Genomic DNA, 13268 nt, shown 5'->3' with positions numbered 1-13268 from the left:
ACGCGGCGACGGCTTCAGGAGGTGAACTGACCGATCGGACGATTGCGCGAGATACTCCAGCCTGCCGACAGATTGCCGGCCGACTTCATGTCGGCGCGCTGGACCGTGTAGGTCCACAGCACTTCGGTGAAGTTGAGCTTGAACTGCTCGGTCGGCATGTCGTCCGCGTTGGACTGGAACTGGATCTCGCTGATGATCGCGTCACGCAGTTCGATGGTCATGATGTTGGCAGTGCTCTCGCCCGAGTTGCGGGCGATGTAGATCTTGGTCGGGTTCTTCGCCCCGGAACCGAGCGTCTTCGCCGCCAGGCACGCCTCGTACATCTTCACCGAGGTCTTGTCGACGTACTTCACGCAGGTGAACTCAGTGATGATGGGCCGGCCGGACGTACGTGCGGAGTTGCTGACGTCGGTGGTGATCTGCTGCTTCATGCCGTGGTGCACAGAGACCAGCTCCATGCACTGACCGAGCTTGAGCACCTTGTCGCGCCACTCATCGTCGATCAGGCTGCCGCCGTTGTCCCAGCTGTTCTTGCCGCCGAAGATCGACGGGTCGCCGGGTTGCAAGAGAATGAGGTCCATGGTCGCTCCTTGTATGGGATCCGGTGCCTAGGCGATCAGCCCTTGGGAAGGTCGGCGACGAGACGGATCGAAGTGGTCAGCTCTTCGAGCTGGAAATGCGGTTTGATGAAGACCGTCGCCTTGTACGAACCGGGTTCGCCGGGCACGTCGGTCACATTGACCTGTGCGGCGCGCAGCGGATAGCTGGCCTTGACGTCCTGCGAGGCGTTGTCGTCCAGCAGCACGTACTGCGTGATCCAGGTATTGAGATACGCCTCGACGTTGCCGCGGGTCAGGAATGCGCCGACCTTCTTGCGCATGAGGACCTTGATGTAGTGCGCGAAACGCGAGGCGGCCAGCATGTACGGCAGCATCGCCGACAGACGCGCATTGGCGTTGGCGTCGTTGGTCAGGTACTGGCGCGGCTGGTTGGCCGTCTGACCGCCGAAGAACGCGGCCTGCCCGGTGCCCTTGCAGTTGCACAGCGAGATGAAGCCGAGATCGTTCAGTTCCTTCTCGCGGCGGTCGGTGATGGACACCTCGGTCGGGCAGATCATGTTCACCAGATCGGCGTCATCGCGATAGGTGAAGATCGGCAGACCGCTGACCAGGCCGCCGCCCTCGACACCGCGGATCGCCGCCGTCCAGCGATACAGCGCGAACGCATTGGTGATGCGCTCGGCCAGTGCGTAGGCGGCGTTGCCCCACAGGAAGGCGTTGTGTTCCGGACCGTTCTTGCCGGTGACGGTTTCCTCGTAGTGCAGCCCTTCGGCCGGACGCGAGTCCTTGCCGTACGGCAGACGCAGCAGCACGTGCGGCAGCGTCAGCGCCACATAGCGCGAGTCCTCGGTACCGCGGAACTCGACCCACTGCTGCATTTCCGGTGACTCGAACAACTGAGCCAGATCGCGCGGTTTGGCCAGCTTGTCGAAGCCGTCCAGGCCGAACAGCGAAGGCGCGGCCGCAGCGACGAACGGCGCATGCGCGGACGCGGCAATGGTCGTCATGTTGCTGAGCAGCGACATGTCGTTCGGCAGACGACCGAATTCGTAGTCGCCCACGAGCATGCTGTAGGGCATGCCGCCGTAGGTGCCGAACTCGGCCTCGTAGATCATCTTGAAGATGCAGCTCTGATCGAAATCGGCCGCCTTCTCCAGCTCCTTGCGCAGATCGTCCTTGCTGACGTTGAACACGCGCAGCTTGAGCATGGTGCCGGTCTCGGAGCGCGACACGAGATAGAACAGCCCGCGCCAGGTCGCTTCCTGCTTCTGGAAGTTCGGCGCATGCATGATGACGTCGAGCTGGCGACCGATCTGCACGTCGATGCCGCCCACGCGTTCGTCGATCAGGCCATTGCAGCCCAGTTCCACGTGCGTCAGGTCCTTGCTCTCCATCGGCACGATGATCTCGTGGGCGAGACGGGCCGACAGGCGGCGCGCACGCGACAGCGGGTCGATGGACAGGAATGCTTCCTGACGATCGCTGGCGGTCTGCGTCGCCTGTTCGGCCATGGCATCGGAGGCGTCGGCCTTGGACTGGGCCATCAGCAACGCGGCGTCGGCATCGTCCTTGGTCTTGCGCGCCTCGATCAACGCCTTGTTGGCGTTGGCGATAGCCGTATCGCCGGTAGCCTTGCTGGCGGCCGTTTCGGCCTTGTCCAGCGCATCGGCGGCATCCTTGGCCGCCTTCTTGGCCGTTTCCAGCGCGGCATCCGCATCCGTGGCCGCCTGCTTGGCATTTTCGGCAGCCTCCTGCGCGGCGTCGGCGGCATCCTTCGCTGCCTCGGCCGTCTTGACGCTGTCACCCATCTGCGCCACCAACTGCGTCATCAGGGCGACCGGTACGTCCTTGCCTTCGACAGGCCCCTGCGCCGGCGCGGAGGACGGCGCCACATTGACCTTGACCCAGTCCTCGGCGTTGTCGGTCGGGAACAGCTTTTTCAGCGCCCCCATCGCGTCGGCATCCTGGATCGTCTGATCGAGGAGGCTCGCCAGCGAATCGTTGCATTCGGCCATCGACTGCAAACTGCGCAGATCGCCACGCGCCTTGTAGCGCTGCTGCAGGTTGGGAACCTTGTTGACCACGGCCAACGGTTCGAAGTCGGCCAGGCAGTTGAAGGTCAGTGGCCCATTGAGCTTCTTGCCATCGCCGGTGATCAGATCCGGAAGACCATCCAGCCGAATCGTCGGTCCACACTCGGACAGGATCCGGTCAAAGGATTCCGCATCGATGTCGCGCATGCGGCGATCCTTCACCGCCGGCAACGAATCCGCGCTCCGCTCTCCGGACAGGTCGGCGAAGATGCCGACGATGAAGGGCAATTCGACCTTCTCGCTGGCACCGCCGGTTTCCACGTCATAGGTGATGCGTACGCGCGGCGGACGCACACGCAACAACTTCTTCTGAATACTCTCGACAGTCATGTTCGCGCCTCGGTTGGTGGAAGGCTGCGGATTCCGTTCGTTCGAATGCCGCCCGATGTAGCCGTGCGATGACTGTTATCAAGATGCGTGCCAACTATTTAATTTATTGTTTTCATTGGATTTTACAAAATTTCTCTTTGGGAAAACCACTTCCGCCGTGTGCTTTTCCACCCACTCGAAACATGAGCATCGAGATGGCGGGAATCGCCGCGCACGAGGTGAAAGCACATGAGCATGCGCTTTCATGACTTACCGTATTTCCTGTGTATGACATTCGCGCGGGGTGTGTCAGTTTTTACACGGCGTGTGAAAAATGCCCCGGCTCGCTCCCCGGGCACAGTCGTACATCACCGCTCCAATTCCGGACGGCATGAAGTTCTACGCAGGAAGTGAATCGAACGAAGTATTCGTCAGCGGTGTCGACGGCGACGCCAGAGCCGTTGCGGTCCGGCATGCAACGACTCCACGATGCCTTTTGCTTCCAGCAGGGACAACGCCTGCTCGACCTCGGCATCGGAGGCATTCACGGCAACGGCTTGCAGCCACCATTGACGGATACCTCGAACGGTATCCGCGCTGCGTGGATGCCGCTGCAGATGGGATGCGATGGCATCGGCTACTGCATGAATGCGCTCATCCCCGGTTGCGGTCTCGGGTGGTGACTTGCTTGCCATGATCGGAAGCTGAAGAAGCTCCTCTTGTCATTGTTGGGCTCATGGATCGACGGAGTGCTTCTCCCGCCTCACGGCGGGTTCGGCCTTTTCCCTATATTTGCGCACAAGTTTGCTGAACGCACTGCGATCCTGGCCGGCCATACGCGCGGCTTCGGAGATATTGCCGTGGGCACGCTTCATCGCGCTGGCCACGTAACGGCGCTCGAATTCCGCGATGGCCCTGGCTTTGGCCTCACGAAAAGCACCATTGAAACGAGGTTCGGCGGCATGCGAGCGCGAATCGCTGGCGTGATGGTCGGGCATCGCGTGAATCACCCTGTCCTCGCACATCAGGAACTCGCGTTGCACGAAATGCTCCAGTTCGCGCACATTGCCCGGCCAGTCGTGATGGGCCAGCGCCGCAATCGTGCGCGGATGGAACCGCTTGCCGGGCATGTCGTCGATGTAGCGTTGATTGAGGCGGTCGAGAAAGGTCTGCGCCAGCTCCACGACATCCTCCCCGCGTTCGCGCAGCGGCGGCATGTGTAGCGGCAGGACCTTGAGCCGATACAGCAGATCGCGTCGAAAACGGCGCGACTCGACCAACGCATCGAGATCCGCATTGCTGGCGGCGATCAGGCGCACATCGGCCTGCCGCATCTGCGTACCGCCGACTCGGCGGTAGGTACCGTCCTGCAGGAAACGCAGCAGCGACGCCTGCGCCTTGGACGACAAAGCGTCGATTTCATCCAGAAACAGCGTTCCGCCGTCGGCTTCGCTGATCAGTCCCGGCGCGGCCTGACGGGCGTCGGTGAAGGCGCCGCGTTCGTGTCCGAACAGCTCGCTCTCGACCAGCGATTCGGACAGCGCACCGCAGTTGATGGGGATGAAGGGGCCGCCGGCGCGGTCGCCGAGATAATGCACGGCATGAGCGGCGAGTTCCTTGCCCGTGCCGGTTTCCCCACTGACCAGCACCGTGATGTCGAACCGCGCCACGCGACGGATCTGCGCCAGCACATGGGCGAACTGAGGCGAAGAACCGAGAAGATTGAATCGCAATGCATCATCCATGACACGCCCCTGAATTGTACGGGAGACCATTGCAGCGGTCGCTTTGCCACGGCTTCCGGCGTGAACCGGCACCTGTGAATGGAACCTGCGACGCGTCCGATGCTCCCCGAGTTCGATATCGAACGAGGTGCAAGTGGTACCACGAAGCCATTCGCAGATTCAATGCGAAATATTCGCATTGCGCCTCCCCTCGCCTTGCCGCGACCGGAATGGCACCATGGACCGCGGGTGGCGACGATCGCTGCGACAGGGATGGCAACATGCTGGCGAAATTGGCGCTGATTCTTCTGGTGGTTCTGTTCGGCGCATGCATGTTCGTGGCAGGCGTGATGGCCCCGGACACCTGGCAGCAGCGCATCGAGAGCGCGGTCGGGCACCTGCCCGGCGTGTCTTCGTCTACCCCGCCACCCGGCATGCCTACGCCGCAGCTGACCGCCGGCAAGGCATCGAATCCTGCAGTCGGCGCCTCCGCCTCGGCACCGCCCAGCGCATCCACGACAGCCACGCTGAACGCCTTGCTGGTGACCTCCACCGTGAAGCATCCCGCGCCGAAGAAAGGCGCGACGGCGTATGCGCTGCAACTGGGCATGTATGTTTCCGAGCGGGCCGCCGACGACGAGGAGCGCCGCGTGAAAACCGTGGGCATCGACCTGCCGCTGACTCGGATCAGCGTGCTCGATGCAGGCGGCCATCGCTGGATCGTGGTCGCCGTGGGACGCTTCCCGTCGACGGCGGACGCACAGCAGTCGTCCGCCCGCATTGCCAGCATCCTCGGCATGCGCAACCTTTCGGTGATTCGCCTTCCGGCCTCAGGAAAACCCGCGTCGTGACGCGAACAGGCCCCGTCGCGCCTTCTCGGGATCGCGCCAGCCGGTTTCGCCGTAGCTGTCCACGAAACAGACCTTCACCTGCGCCATGCCGATACTGCAGAAGTAGACCCAGGCGGTCGCATCATTGCGTTCGCGAGTGATGAACCAGCGCGTGTCGCCATGGGCCAACCCCCAGCTGGATACGCGATGCACCCACACATCGGCCTGGCCGCGATCGTGCACCAGTGCGACGCGCACATCCGCCTCTCCCATGGTCCAGACTTGATAGATGCGTGCCATCGGTTCCACTATCCCCCGTGCAGGATGCCTTTTCCGATCATCGCCGAGGTTCGACCATGAAGTCACCCACCCATCGCGGGGGACGTGTCGCGCAAGGACGTATCAGCGTGTTGAAGCTGCCGATATCCAGTCGCCCTGTACTGGGCAAGTCCGAGCCGGTCGAGGATGACCGCCGCGCACGCGCAGCCATGCAGGCCGGCCCTTCGCATGCCAATCCGCGCAAGCAGGAACTGGCCACGATCGACGAACCGCTGCCGCCGCGATTGCAGACGGCGCTTTCCTATCGCCTCGATCCGGAACTTCGCGCACGCCTGAACGGCGCACCCGGTCCGCAACCGATGTCGCGCCGCCAGGCCGATCAGCGCGTACAGGTCACGTTGTACATCGATTCCGAGCTCGAAGGCGGCGACGCCTGATCTTTCGCATCGCAGGTCTCCAACCTTCATCGTCCATCCATCAGGACGATGGCGGCGCATTCCGGCACGCCGGCAACTTCATCGACAACTCCACCGACGACGCTACCCGCGTGTGGTCCGCGAATCCGCAGCAAGTAGACGCGAGCACCCTGGTACTGACCGCCAACACGTCGTAAACCACGGGAACGTGCCGCGACATCAACTGCGACCCGACCGCGCCCCCGAAAGGCATCCGCATCTCCGACGATCCGCTGCTTCCGGCCCGCTCCGTGGTCTATGCGCGTTCACATCTGCGCCGCACCAGCGAACCGGCAGACGCATATCATCTTGGCGATGCTTTTCTTCGTCGTCATCCTCGGGCACGTCGACGCCGCGCTGTATCACGCTCTGATACGCCGTGACGGCGTACTTCGCAGCATGTTGGGAAAAAAGCGTCGGTGATGAACGCGCTGTCGGACGCTCTGGCGGCTCAATGCTCGGTCGAGCGCAGTTCAACGCCTGATGCCCTGAGCTGCTGGTGCATGAGACGGGCAAAGGCCACCGCGTCGTGTCGATCACCGTGCACGCAGATGGTGTCCGCGCGAAGCGAAAGCAGGGTTCCGTCGACCGTTTCGACGGCGCCCTCTTCCGCCAGTTTCACCGCCTGCGCGGCTGCAATGTTCACATCCTCGATGACGGCGCCACGCTCGCCACGAGGCACCAGATGTCCGTCAGACAGATAACGCCGATCTGCGAAGACTTCATGTGCGACGGACAATCCGAGTTGCTGACCGCATGCAACCAGCCGGCCGTCGGAACGGCCGAGCAGGCGCATGCTCGCATCGATGTCGTACACAGCGCGTGCCAGTGCCTTGGCGAGACCCTCGTCCCGTTCGACCATGTGGTAGAGCGCGCCATGCGGCTTCATGTGCATGACCTTCACGCCCTGCGTGCGCGCGACCGCGCTCAAGGCCCCGATCTGCACCACGGCAAGGTCGTAGACCTGCTGAGCACTGAGCGCCATGGCGCGTCGGCCGAATCCGGCGAGATCGGGCAATCCCACATGCGCGCCGACCGCAACACCGGACTCCGCCGCCAGAACCACGGTCCTACGCATGATCGAGGGATCGCCGGCATGGAATCCGCAGGCGACGTTCGCCGAGGTGATCCACGGCATGACTTCGGCGTCCGCGCCCATGTTCCAGGGACCGAAGGATTCGCCCATGTCGCAATTGAGATCGATGCGCTTCATGTGCCCTGCTCCAGTCGTCGCGCGATGTTCCTGCACAGATCATCGAGACTTCGGCGCTGCGCGGCAAGCAGATGGCGCGCTTGCTGCAGATCGATCCACTCGAAGCGCAACGCATCGCCCGGCCGGCACTGACCGAGGCGAGGAAGATCGGCCGCTGCCAGTTGCGCAATGCGTGGATAACCACCGGTAACGGGATGCTCGGCCGCCAGCAGGATCGGCTGTCCGCCGGGCGGCAGCTGCATGACGCCGGCGACCACGCCTTCGCTGATGCATTCGGTGGCATCGCGCAGCTGCAGCGCCTGTTCGCCTTGCAGTCGAATGCCGACGCGGTTGCTGTCGGCGGTCACCTGGAACGTCGATTGCGTGAGCGCATCGCGCGAGGCCTCGCTCAGCACAGCGGTGTGACGGGATTCCAGCAACCGCATCGGCGTGTGGGAAGCCACATCGATGAACCACGGCCGAGGATCCAGCGACCAGTTGGACGTCGCGCGCTCAGGCAGACGTCGCGGTCCGAGCGGCAACCGATCCCCGCGTCGCAGTGCCCGGCCATCCAGCGGCCCCAGACCAGCATTGAGGTCGACACTTCGACTGCCCAGCCATGGCGGGCCATCAATGCCGCCCTCGATGGCCAGGTAGCTGCGGCAACCTGCGGCCATCGGACCGATATCCAGCTCGCTCCCAGCCGGACACCAGACCGAGGTCCAGGCGGAGAACGGTTCGCCATTGAGACGCGCCTGCGGCGTGGGCGCACCGGTCAAGGCGACGTGTGCACCGGCCTCGATGCGCAGCTTCGGACCGCGCAGCGTGCATTCGATGCCGCAGGCATCGGCTGGATTGCCGACCAGTGCCTGGGCCAGACGCAGCGCCGGCGCATCGGCCGCACCGCTTCGACCGATGCCCAGATGGGCCCATCCGGGGCGTCCGAGATCCTGAAGGCTGCTCAACAGGCCGGGGTCGAGCACTTCGATCATGCGCCCTGCCCCGTGAGCAAGCGCGCGTACGTTTCGTGCGATACGGGCTCGAAGCGCACCCGGTCGCCCGGTGCCAGCAGACAGGGGCGTGCAACATCGGTCGGATCGAACAAGCGTGACGGCGTCCGCCCGATCAACTGCCAGCCGCCGGGCAATTCACGCGGATAGATGCCAGTCTGGGCACCGCCGATGGCGATCGAGCCAGCAGGTACTCGGGTTCGCGGCGTGTCACGCCGCGGAATGTTCAAGGCCAGATCCATGCCCAGCAGGTAGGCAAAACCGGGCGCGAAACCGATCATGGCCACGCGATAGATCGGCGCGCTGTGCCGACGCACGAGTTCTTCGATGGAAAACCCCAGCGTCTGCGCAACCGGGCCAAGATCCTCGCCGCAGGCCGCGTCATAGCAGACGGGCACGCGGCGCACCATGGATGTCGCCTTCGCGATCGCCGAGGTCTCGATGCCGCTGGCCAGGTCGAGGATGCGCGCCTCCAGGCATGGACTGTCGTCATCGTCGCCCGGAGGCGGCGGATCGAAGCGCAACAGCAGACTGGCATACGCCGGCACGAGTTCGCGCAGGCGCGGCAGACCGGCAGCGCGCATGCGCTCGCTCAGCGCATGCACGCGGGCATTGGTTTCAGGATCGATTGTGTCGCCCAGGCGCAGCATGAAGGCATGCTCGCCCATGGCTTCCAGTTGAAGACTCATGCCGTCATCGTACATGCGTAGAACGTGACGCCAAGCCGCAAATGCAGCCTTGGTTCAGTCAACGACAGCGAAATTATCGGTAGATTCATGCATGACCTCCCAGGATGGGAACGGGTCACACGGAGCGCATGGTCATGGCACAACTACAGGGTTCGCATTCAGGCTATCGCTACGATGCCTTCTGGAGCGTGCAGCAGGACACGGTGTTCTGGGGCGCGGTGATCAGTCAGGACGGCCACGTCATGGGACGGCCCAAGGGCCAACTCCAGCGCGAGGCGATCGACGGCGACGAAGTCGAGGCGATCCGGCATGTGGTGGCGACGGCTATCGACAAGAATGTCGGCGTAGACGCAGAAGCCGACGCCGATCAGGTTTCCTGAAACACTTCGCACTCAGCGCCGCGAACGGAAGAACTCGCGCAGCATGGTTGCCGAGACATCGGCAAGCAGACCGGACTCGACCTTGATCCGGTGGTTGTGGCGTTCGGACACCAGCGTGTCGAAGACACTGCCGGCCGCGCCCGTCTTCGGATCCGTGGTGGCATATACGACGCGTGCAATGCGCGCATGCACCAGCGCCATCGCGCACATGGCGCAAGGTTCCAGCGTGACGTAGAGCGTGCTGCCCGGAAAGCGGTGATTCCCAAGCTTCTCCCCGGCCGCGCGCAATGCCACGATTTCGGCATGCGCCGTCGGATCGTGAAGCGTGATGTTGCGATTCCAGCCGAGTCCGAGCACGTTCTGCTCCGCATCGACCAGAACGGCGCCCACCGGCACCTCGTTCTCGGCATCGCGAGCATGTTCGGCCAGCGCCAGAGCACGCCGCATCCAGGCACGGTCCTGATCGCTGAAAAAGGTAGCGGCATCCGAAGTCATGAGTGCTTTTCTTTCAATGACTTGCCTGATAAGCATGCCGCTACGGAAACACGCACCGCTGCAGACTGACCATGCAAGCTATTGATTTTCCTACTCCCACTCGATCGTCGCCGGCGGCTTGCCGCTGATATCATAAACAACACGAGAAATGCCGCGTAATTCATTGATAATTCTACGAGAAACGTGGTCGAGAAACTCGTATGGCAACTGCGCCCAGTGCGCAGTCATGAAGTCGATGGTCTCCACGGCGCGCAACGCGACCACCCAATCGTAGGCGCGCCCGTCGCCAACGACGCCGACCGATTTCACCGGCAGGAAGACAGCGAAGGCCTGGCTGACGCGATCGTAGAGATCGTGCCGACGCAACTCCTCGATATAGATAGCGTCGGCTTTCTGCAGCAACTCGACGTACTCGGCCTTGACCTCGCCGAGCACGCGAACGCCCAGACCGGGACCCGGGAACGGATGGCGATAGACCATCTCGCGCGGCAGACCGAGTTCGACACCGATGCGGCGCACTTCGTCCTTGAACAGCTCGCGCAACGGCTCGACCAGTTTCAGGTTCATCCGCTCGGGCAGACCGCCGACGTTGTGGTGGCTCTTGATGACATGGGCCTTGCCGGTCTTGCCGCCGGCCGACTCGATGACGTCGGGATAGATCGTGCCCTGTGCCAGCCACTTCACGCCTTCCAGCTTGCCGGCCTGTTCGTCGAACACCTCAATGAACAGGCGGCCGATGACCTTGCGCTTGTCCTCCGGATCCTCGACGCCTTCCAGTGCCTTGAAGAAGCGCTCGGCGGCGTTGACGCGGATCACCCGCACGCCCATGTGCTCGGCCATGGTGGCCATGACCTGATCGCCTTCCTGGTAGCGCAGCAGACCGGTGTCGACGAACACACAGGTCAGCTGATCGCCGATGGCCTTTTCCAGCAAGGCGGCCACCACCGAGGAATCCACGCCACCGGACAGCCCCAGCAGGACATGATCGTCGCCGACCTGCTCGCGCACGCGCTCGATGCTGTCATCGATGATGCGGCCCGGCGTCCACAGCGTCTCGCAACCGCAGAGCTCAACCACGAAGCGACGCAGCAGCTCCAGACCGCGCTGGGTGTGCGTCACTTCGGGATGGAACTGCAAACCGTAGTACTTGCGGCGATCGTCGGCCATGCCGACCAGCGGTACCGACTCGGTCGCGGCCACGCCGGTGAAACCCTCGGGCAGCGCAGTCACGCGGTCGCCGTGCGACATCCAGACGTCCAGCTCACCGTTGGCGGTGATGAGGCCGTCCAGCAGCTCGCACGAATCGGTGCTGTGCACCTTGGCGTAGCCGAATTCGCGATGGTGCTCGCTCTCGACCTTGCCGCCGAGCTGCACGGCCATGCTCTGCATGCCGTAACAGATGCCCAGCAGCGGCACGCCGAGATCATAGACGGCCTGCGGCGCACGGGGCGAATCCGCTTCGGTCACCGACTCGGGACCGCCGGAAAGAATGATGCCCTTGGGCGCGAACTGTGCGATCTCGGCGGGATCGTGGTCCCATGCCCAGATCTCGCAGTAGACACCAATCTCGCGTACGCGGCGTGCGATCAGCTGCGTGTACTGCGAGCCGAAGTCGAGGATGAGGATCTTGTCGCTATGGATATTCTGCATGCGGGACTCGGGTTGGCCCGGGACTCGGGCTCCCGGTCACGCTGCGTGGATGAAGTACCCGACACGATTGGATCGCGTCGCGCCGCCGACGTTCGGTTCCCGAGTTCCGAACGCCGGCGGAGATATCAGTCGAGCCGGTAGTTCGGCGCTTCCTTGACGATCTGGATATCGTGCGGATGCGCCTCGCGCACACCGGCGCCGGTGACACGCACGAACTGTGCCTGACTGCGCATCTCGTCGATGCTGGCGCAACCGCAGTAGCCCATCGAGGCGCGCAGGCCGCCCATCATCTGATGCACGATGTTGCGCAGCGGACCGCGATACGGCACTCGGCCCTCGATGCCTTCCGGCACCAGCTTGTCGGCGTCGGCCTCGTCCTGGAAGTAGCGGTCCTTCGAGCCCTGCTGCATGGCGCCCAACGAACCCATGCCGCGATAGCTCTTGTAGGAACGGCCCTGGAACAGCTCGACCTCGCCCGGCGCTTCCTCGGTGCCGGCGAACATCGAGCCGAGCATGACCATGGAGGCTCCGGCCGCAATGGCCTTGGCCACATCGCCGGAATAGCGGATGCCGCCGTCGGCGATCAGCGGGATCTCGTCCTTCAGCGCCGTGGCGACCATGTCGATGGCGGTGATCTGCGGCACACCCACGCCCGCGACCACGCGCGTGGTGCAGATCGAACCGGGGCCGACGCCGACCTTGACCGCATCGACACCGGCATCGCGCAGTGCCAGTGCGGCATCGCCGGTGACGATGTTGCCGGCGATGACCTGCAGATCCGGGTAGTGTTTCTTGACCCACGAGACGCGATCGATCACGCCCTGCGAGTGCCCGTGCGCGGTATCGACCACGATCACGTCGACGCCGGCCTCGGCCAGTGCCTCGACGCGCGCTTCGGTGTCGCCGGCAACGCCGACCGCCGCACCCACGCGCAGACGCTCGTGAGCGTCCTTGGCCGCGTACGGATTGTCGCGTGCCTTCTGGATGTCCTTGACCGTGATCAGTCCGCGCAGCTGGAAGGCATCGTTGACCACCAGCACCTTCTCGATGCGGTTGCGATGCAGCAGGTCCAGCACTTCGTCGTGACTGGCTTCCTCGCCCACCGTGACCAGCCTGTCCTTGCGGGTCATGATATTGCGGACCGGGTCGTCGTGCTTCTTCTCGAAGCGCAGATCGCGGCTCGTGACAATGCCGACCAGCGCGTCGCCCTCGACCACCGGCACGCCGGAAATGCTATTGGCGCGGGTGATCTGCATGACTTCGTCGATGGACGTGTCCGGCCCGACCGTGATCGGGTTGCGGATGACGCCGGCCTCGAACTTCTTCACCAGGCGCACTTCCGCAGCCTGCTGCTCGGGCGTCATGTTCTTGTGGATGATGCCGATGCCACCGCACTGCGCCATGGTGATGGCCAGGCGCGCTTCGGTGACCGTATCCATCGCCGCGGAGACGATGGGCACGTTCAGACGGATGTTTCGCGTCAGTCGCGTGGAGGTGTCCACATCGCGCGGCAGCACGGTCGAGTGGGCGGGGACGAGGTAGACGTCGTCGTAGGTGAGAGCCTCGGCAAGAATGCGCATGGCGTGTAGTCCCGCAGGTAAA

At 63.6% G+C, this 13268-nt stretch carries 14 protein-coding genes and 1 pseudogene; 4 read left to right on the top strand and 11 right to left on the bottom strand.

Going from position 1 to position 13268, the window contains the following annotated elements; genetic code table 11:
• Positions 1 to 14: 14 nt before the first annotated feature.
• From BTJ49_RS08405 to BTJ49_RS08390, 4 genes are all read right to left on the bottom strand, one after another.
• Complete coding sequence (locus BTJ49_RS08405) at positions 15 to 581, bottom strand: type VI secretion system tube protein Hcp (RefSeq protein ID WP_113064919.1); 567 nt, start codon at positions 579 to 581, stop codon at positions 15 to 17.
• 35 nt (positions 582 to 616) lie between these two features.
• Positions 617 to 2983, bottom strand: a complete 2367-nt coding sequence (gene tssC, locus BTJ49_RS08400) for a type VI secretion system contractile sheath large subunit (RefSeq protein ID WP_113064918.1) — start codon at positions 2981 to 2983, stop codon at positions 617 to 619.
• Positions 2984 to 3393: 410 nt separating this feature from the next.
• Positions 3394 to 3657 (bottom strand): hypothetical protein, encoded by a 264-nt coding sequence (locus BTJ49_RS15505; protein ID WP_146742307.1) that lies wholly within the window; start codon positions 3655 to 3657, stop codon positions 3394 to 3396.
• 39 nt (positions 3658 to 3696) lie between these two features.
• The gene (locus tag BTJ49_RS08390; protein WP_113064916.1) at positions 3697 to 4707 is read right to left on the bottom strand and encodes a sigma-54 dependent transcriptional regulator; all 1011 of its coding nucleotides are present in this window, start codon (positions 4705 to 4707) and stop codon (positions 3697 to 3699) included.
• 260 nt (positions 4708 to 4967) lie between these two features.
• Here BTJ49_RS08390 and BTJ49_RS08385 point away from each other — a divergent pair, with 260 nt between their 5' ends.
• Positions 4968 to 5537 (top strand): SPOR domain-containing protein, encoded by a 570-nt coding sequence (locus BTJ49_RS08385; protein WP_168184697.1) that lies wholly within the window; start codon positions 4968 to 4970, stop codon positions 5535 to 5537.
• Here BTJ49_RS08385 and BTJ49_RS08380 read toward each other — a convergent pair.
• Complete coding sequence (locus BTJ49_RS08380) at positions 5517 to 5816, bottom strand: DUF6150 family protein (protein ID WP_113064914.1); 300 nt, start codon at positions 5814 to 5816, stop codon at positions 5517 to 5519. The genes BTJ49_RS08385 and BTJ49_RS08380 overlap by 21 nt on opposite strands.
• A 56-nt stretch (positions 5817 to 5872) precedes the next feature.
• Here BTJ49_RS08380 and BTJ49_RS08375 point away from each other — a divergent pair, with 56 nt between their 5' ends.
• Together BTJ49_RS08375 and BTJ49_RS15955 are read left to right on the top strand one after the other, a co-directional pair.
• On the top strand, positions 5873 to 6232 hold the full coding sequence (locus tag BTJ49_RS08375; protein WP_146742306.1) for a hypothetical protein: 360 nt from the start codon (positions 5873 to 5875) through the stop codon (positions 6230 to 6232).
• A 327-nt stretch (positions 6233 to 6559) separates the two neighbouring features.
• Positions 6560 to 6673 (top strand): annotated as a pseudogene (locus BTJ49_RS15955) (cytochrome b); the annotation flags it as partial.
• Between the two features lie 28 nt (positions 6674 to 6701).
• Here the strand turns inward: BTJ49_RS15955 and BTJ49_RS08360 are convergent.
• The 3 genes from BTJ49_RS08360 to pxpB are packed head-to-tail and all read right to left on the bottom strand — an operon-like array spanning position 6702 to position 9141.
• The gene (locus tag BTJ49_RS08360) at positions 6702 to 7463 is read right to left on the bottom strand and encodes a 5-oxoprolinase subunit PxpA (protein ID WP_113064910.1); all 762 of its coding nucleotides are present in this window, start codon (positions 7461 to 7463) and stop codon (positions 6702 to 6704) included.
• Positions 7460 to 8434, bottom strand: a complete 975-nt coding sequence (locus BTJ49_RS08355) for a biotin-dependent carboxyltransferase family protein (protein WP_113064909.1) — start codon at positions 8432 to 8434, stop codon at positions 7460 to 7462. The genes BTJ49_RS08360 and BTJ49_RS08355 overlap by 4 nt, the downstream gene beginning before the upstream one ends.
• Complete coding sequence (gene pxpB, locus BTJ49_RS08350; protein WP_240601783.1) at positions 8431 to 9141, bottom strand: 5-oxoprolinase subunit PxpB; 711 nt, start codon at positions 9139 to 9141, stop codon at positions 8431 to 8433. The genes BTJ49_RS08355 and pxpB overlap by 4 nt, the downstream gene beginning before the upstream one ends.
• A gap of 134 nt (positions 9142 to 9275) precedes the next feature.
• On the opposite strand from pxpB, the gene BTJ49_RS08345 reads away from it, so the two are divergent.
• On the top strand, positions 9276 to 9521 hold the full coding sequence (locus tag BTJ49_RS08345; protein WP_146742305.1) for a hypothetical protein: 246 nt from the start codon (positions 9276 to 9278) through the stop codon (positions 9519 to 9521).
• 12 nt (positions 9522 to 9533) lie between these two features.
• Here BTJ49_RS08345 and tadA read toward each other — a convergent pair whose 3' ends face one another.
• From tadA to guaB, 3 genes are all read right to left on the bottom strand, one after another.
• A complete protein-coding gene (gene tadA / locus BTJ49_RS08340; protein ID WP_113064906.1) occupies positions 9534 to 10016 on the bottom strand; it encodes a tRNA adenosine(34) deaminase TadA in 483 nt (160 codons plus the stop codon).
• Positions 10017 to 10106: 90 nt separating this feature from the next.
• On the bottom strand, positions 10107 to 11666 hold the full coding sequence (gene guaA, locus BTJ49_RS08335) for a glutamine-hydrolyzing GMP synthase (RefSeq protein WP_113064905.1): 1560 nt from the start codon (positions 11664 to 11666) through the stop codon (positions 10107 to 10109).
• Between the two features lie 125 nt (positions 11667 to 11791).
• Positions 11792 to 13246, bottom strand: a complete 1455-nt coding sequence (guaB, locus tag BTJ49_RS08330) for an IMP dehydrogenase (RefSeq protein WP_113064904.1) — start codon at positions 13244 to 13246, stop codon at positions 11792 to 11794.
• Positions 13247 to 13268 lie beyond the last annotated feature (22 nt).

The organism is Oleiagrimonas sp. MCCC 1A03011 (genome assembly GCF_003267965.1).
In the GTDB taxonomy this organism is placed as follows: Bacteria; Pseudomonadota; Gammaproteobacteria; order Xanthomonadales; family Rhodanobacteraceae; genus Oleiagrimonas; species Oleiagrimonas citrea.
The sequence above is the reverse complement of the archived record's forward strand: the minus strand, read 5'-3'. Positions and strand labels throughout refer to the sequence as shown.

Coding starts and splice junctions, on each gene's coding strand:
- BTJ49_RS08345 (WP_146742305.1), top strand. CDS start 9,276: ATGGCACAACTACAGGGTTCGCATTCAGGCTATCGCTACGATGCCTTC.
- guaB (WP_113064904.1), bottom strand. CDS start 13,246: ATGCGCATTCTTGCCGAGGCTCTCACCTACGACGACGTCTACCTCGTC.
- BTJ49_RS08390 (WP_113064916.1), bottom strand. CDS start 4,707: ATGGATGATGCATTGCGATTCAATCTTCTCGGTTCTTCGCCTCAGTTC.
- BTJ49_RS15505 (WP_146742307.1), bottom strand. CDS start 3,657: ATGGCAAGCAAGTCACCACCCGAGACCGCAACCGGGGATGAGCGCATT.
- tadA (WP_113064906.1), bottom strand. CDS start 10,016: ATGACTTCGGATGCCGCTACCTTTTTCAGCGATCAGGACCGTGCCTGG.
- BTJ49_RS08380 (WP_113064914.1), bottom strand. CDS start 5,816: ATGGCACGCATCTATCAAGTCTGGACCATGGGAGAGGCGGATGTGCGC.
- BTJ49_RS08355 (WP_113064909.1), bottom strand. CDS start 8,434: ATGATCGAAGTGCTCGACCCCGGCCTGTTGAGCAGCCTTCAGGATCTC.
- BTJ49_RS08360 (WP_113064910.1), bottom strand. CDS start 7,463: ATGAAGCGCATCGATCTCAATTGCGACATGGGCGAATCCTTCGGTCCC.
- tssC (WP_113064918.1), bottom strand. CDS start 2,983: ATGACTGTCGAGAGTATTCAGAAGAAGTTGTTGCGTGTGCGTCCGCCG.
- BTJ49_RS08405 (WP_113064919.1), bottom strand. CDS start 581: ATGGACCTCATTCTCTTGCAACCCGGCGACCCGTCGATCTTCGGCGGC.
- BTJ49_RS08375 (WP_146742306.1), top strand. CDS start 5,873: ATGAAGTCACCCACCCATCGCGGGGGACGTGTCGCGCAAGGACGTATC.
- BTJ49_RS08385 (WP_168184697.1), top strand. CDS start 4,968: ATGCTGGCGAAATTGGCGCTGATTCTTCTGGTGGTTCTGTTCGGCGCA.
- guaA (WP_113064905.1), bottom strand. CDS start 11,666: ATGCAGAATATCCATAGCGACAAGATCCTCATCCTCGACTTCGGCTCG.
- pxpB (WP_240601783.1), bottom strand. CDS start 9,141: ATGAGTCTTCAACTGGAAGCCATGGGCGAGCATGCCTTCATGCTGCGC.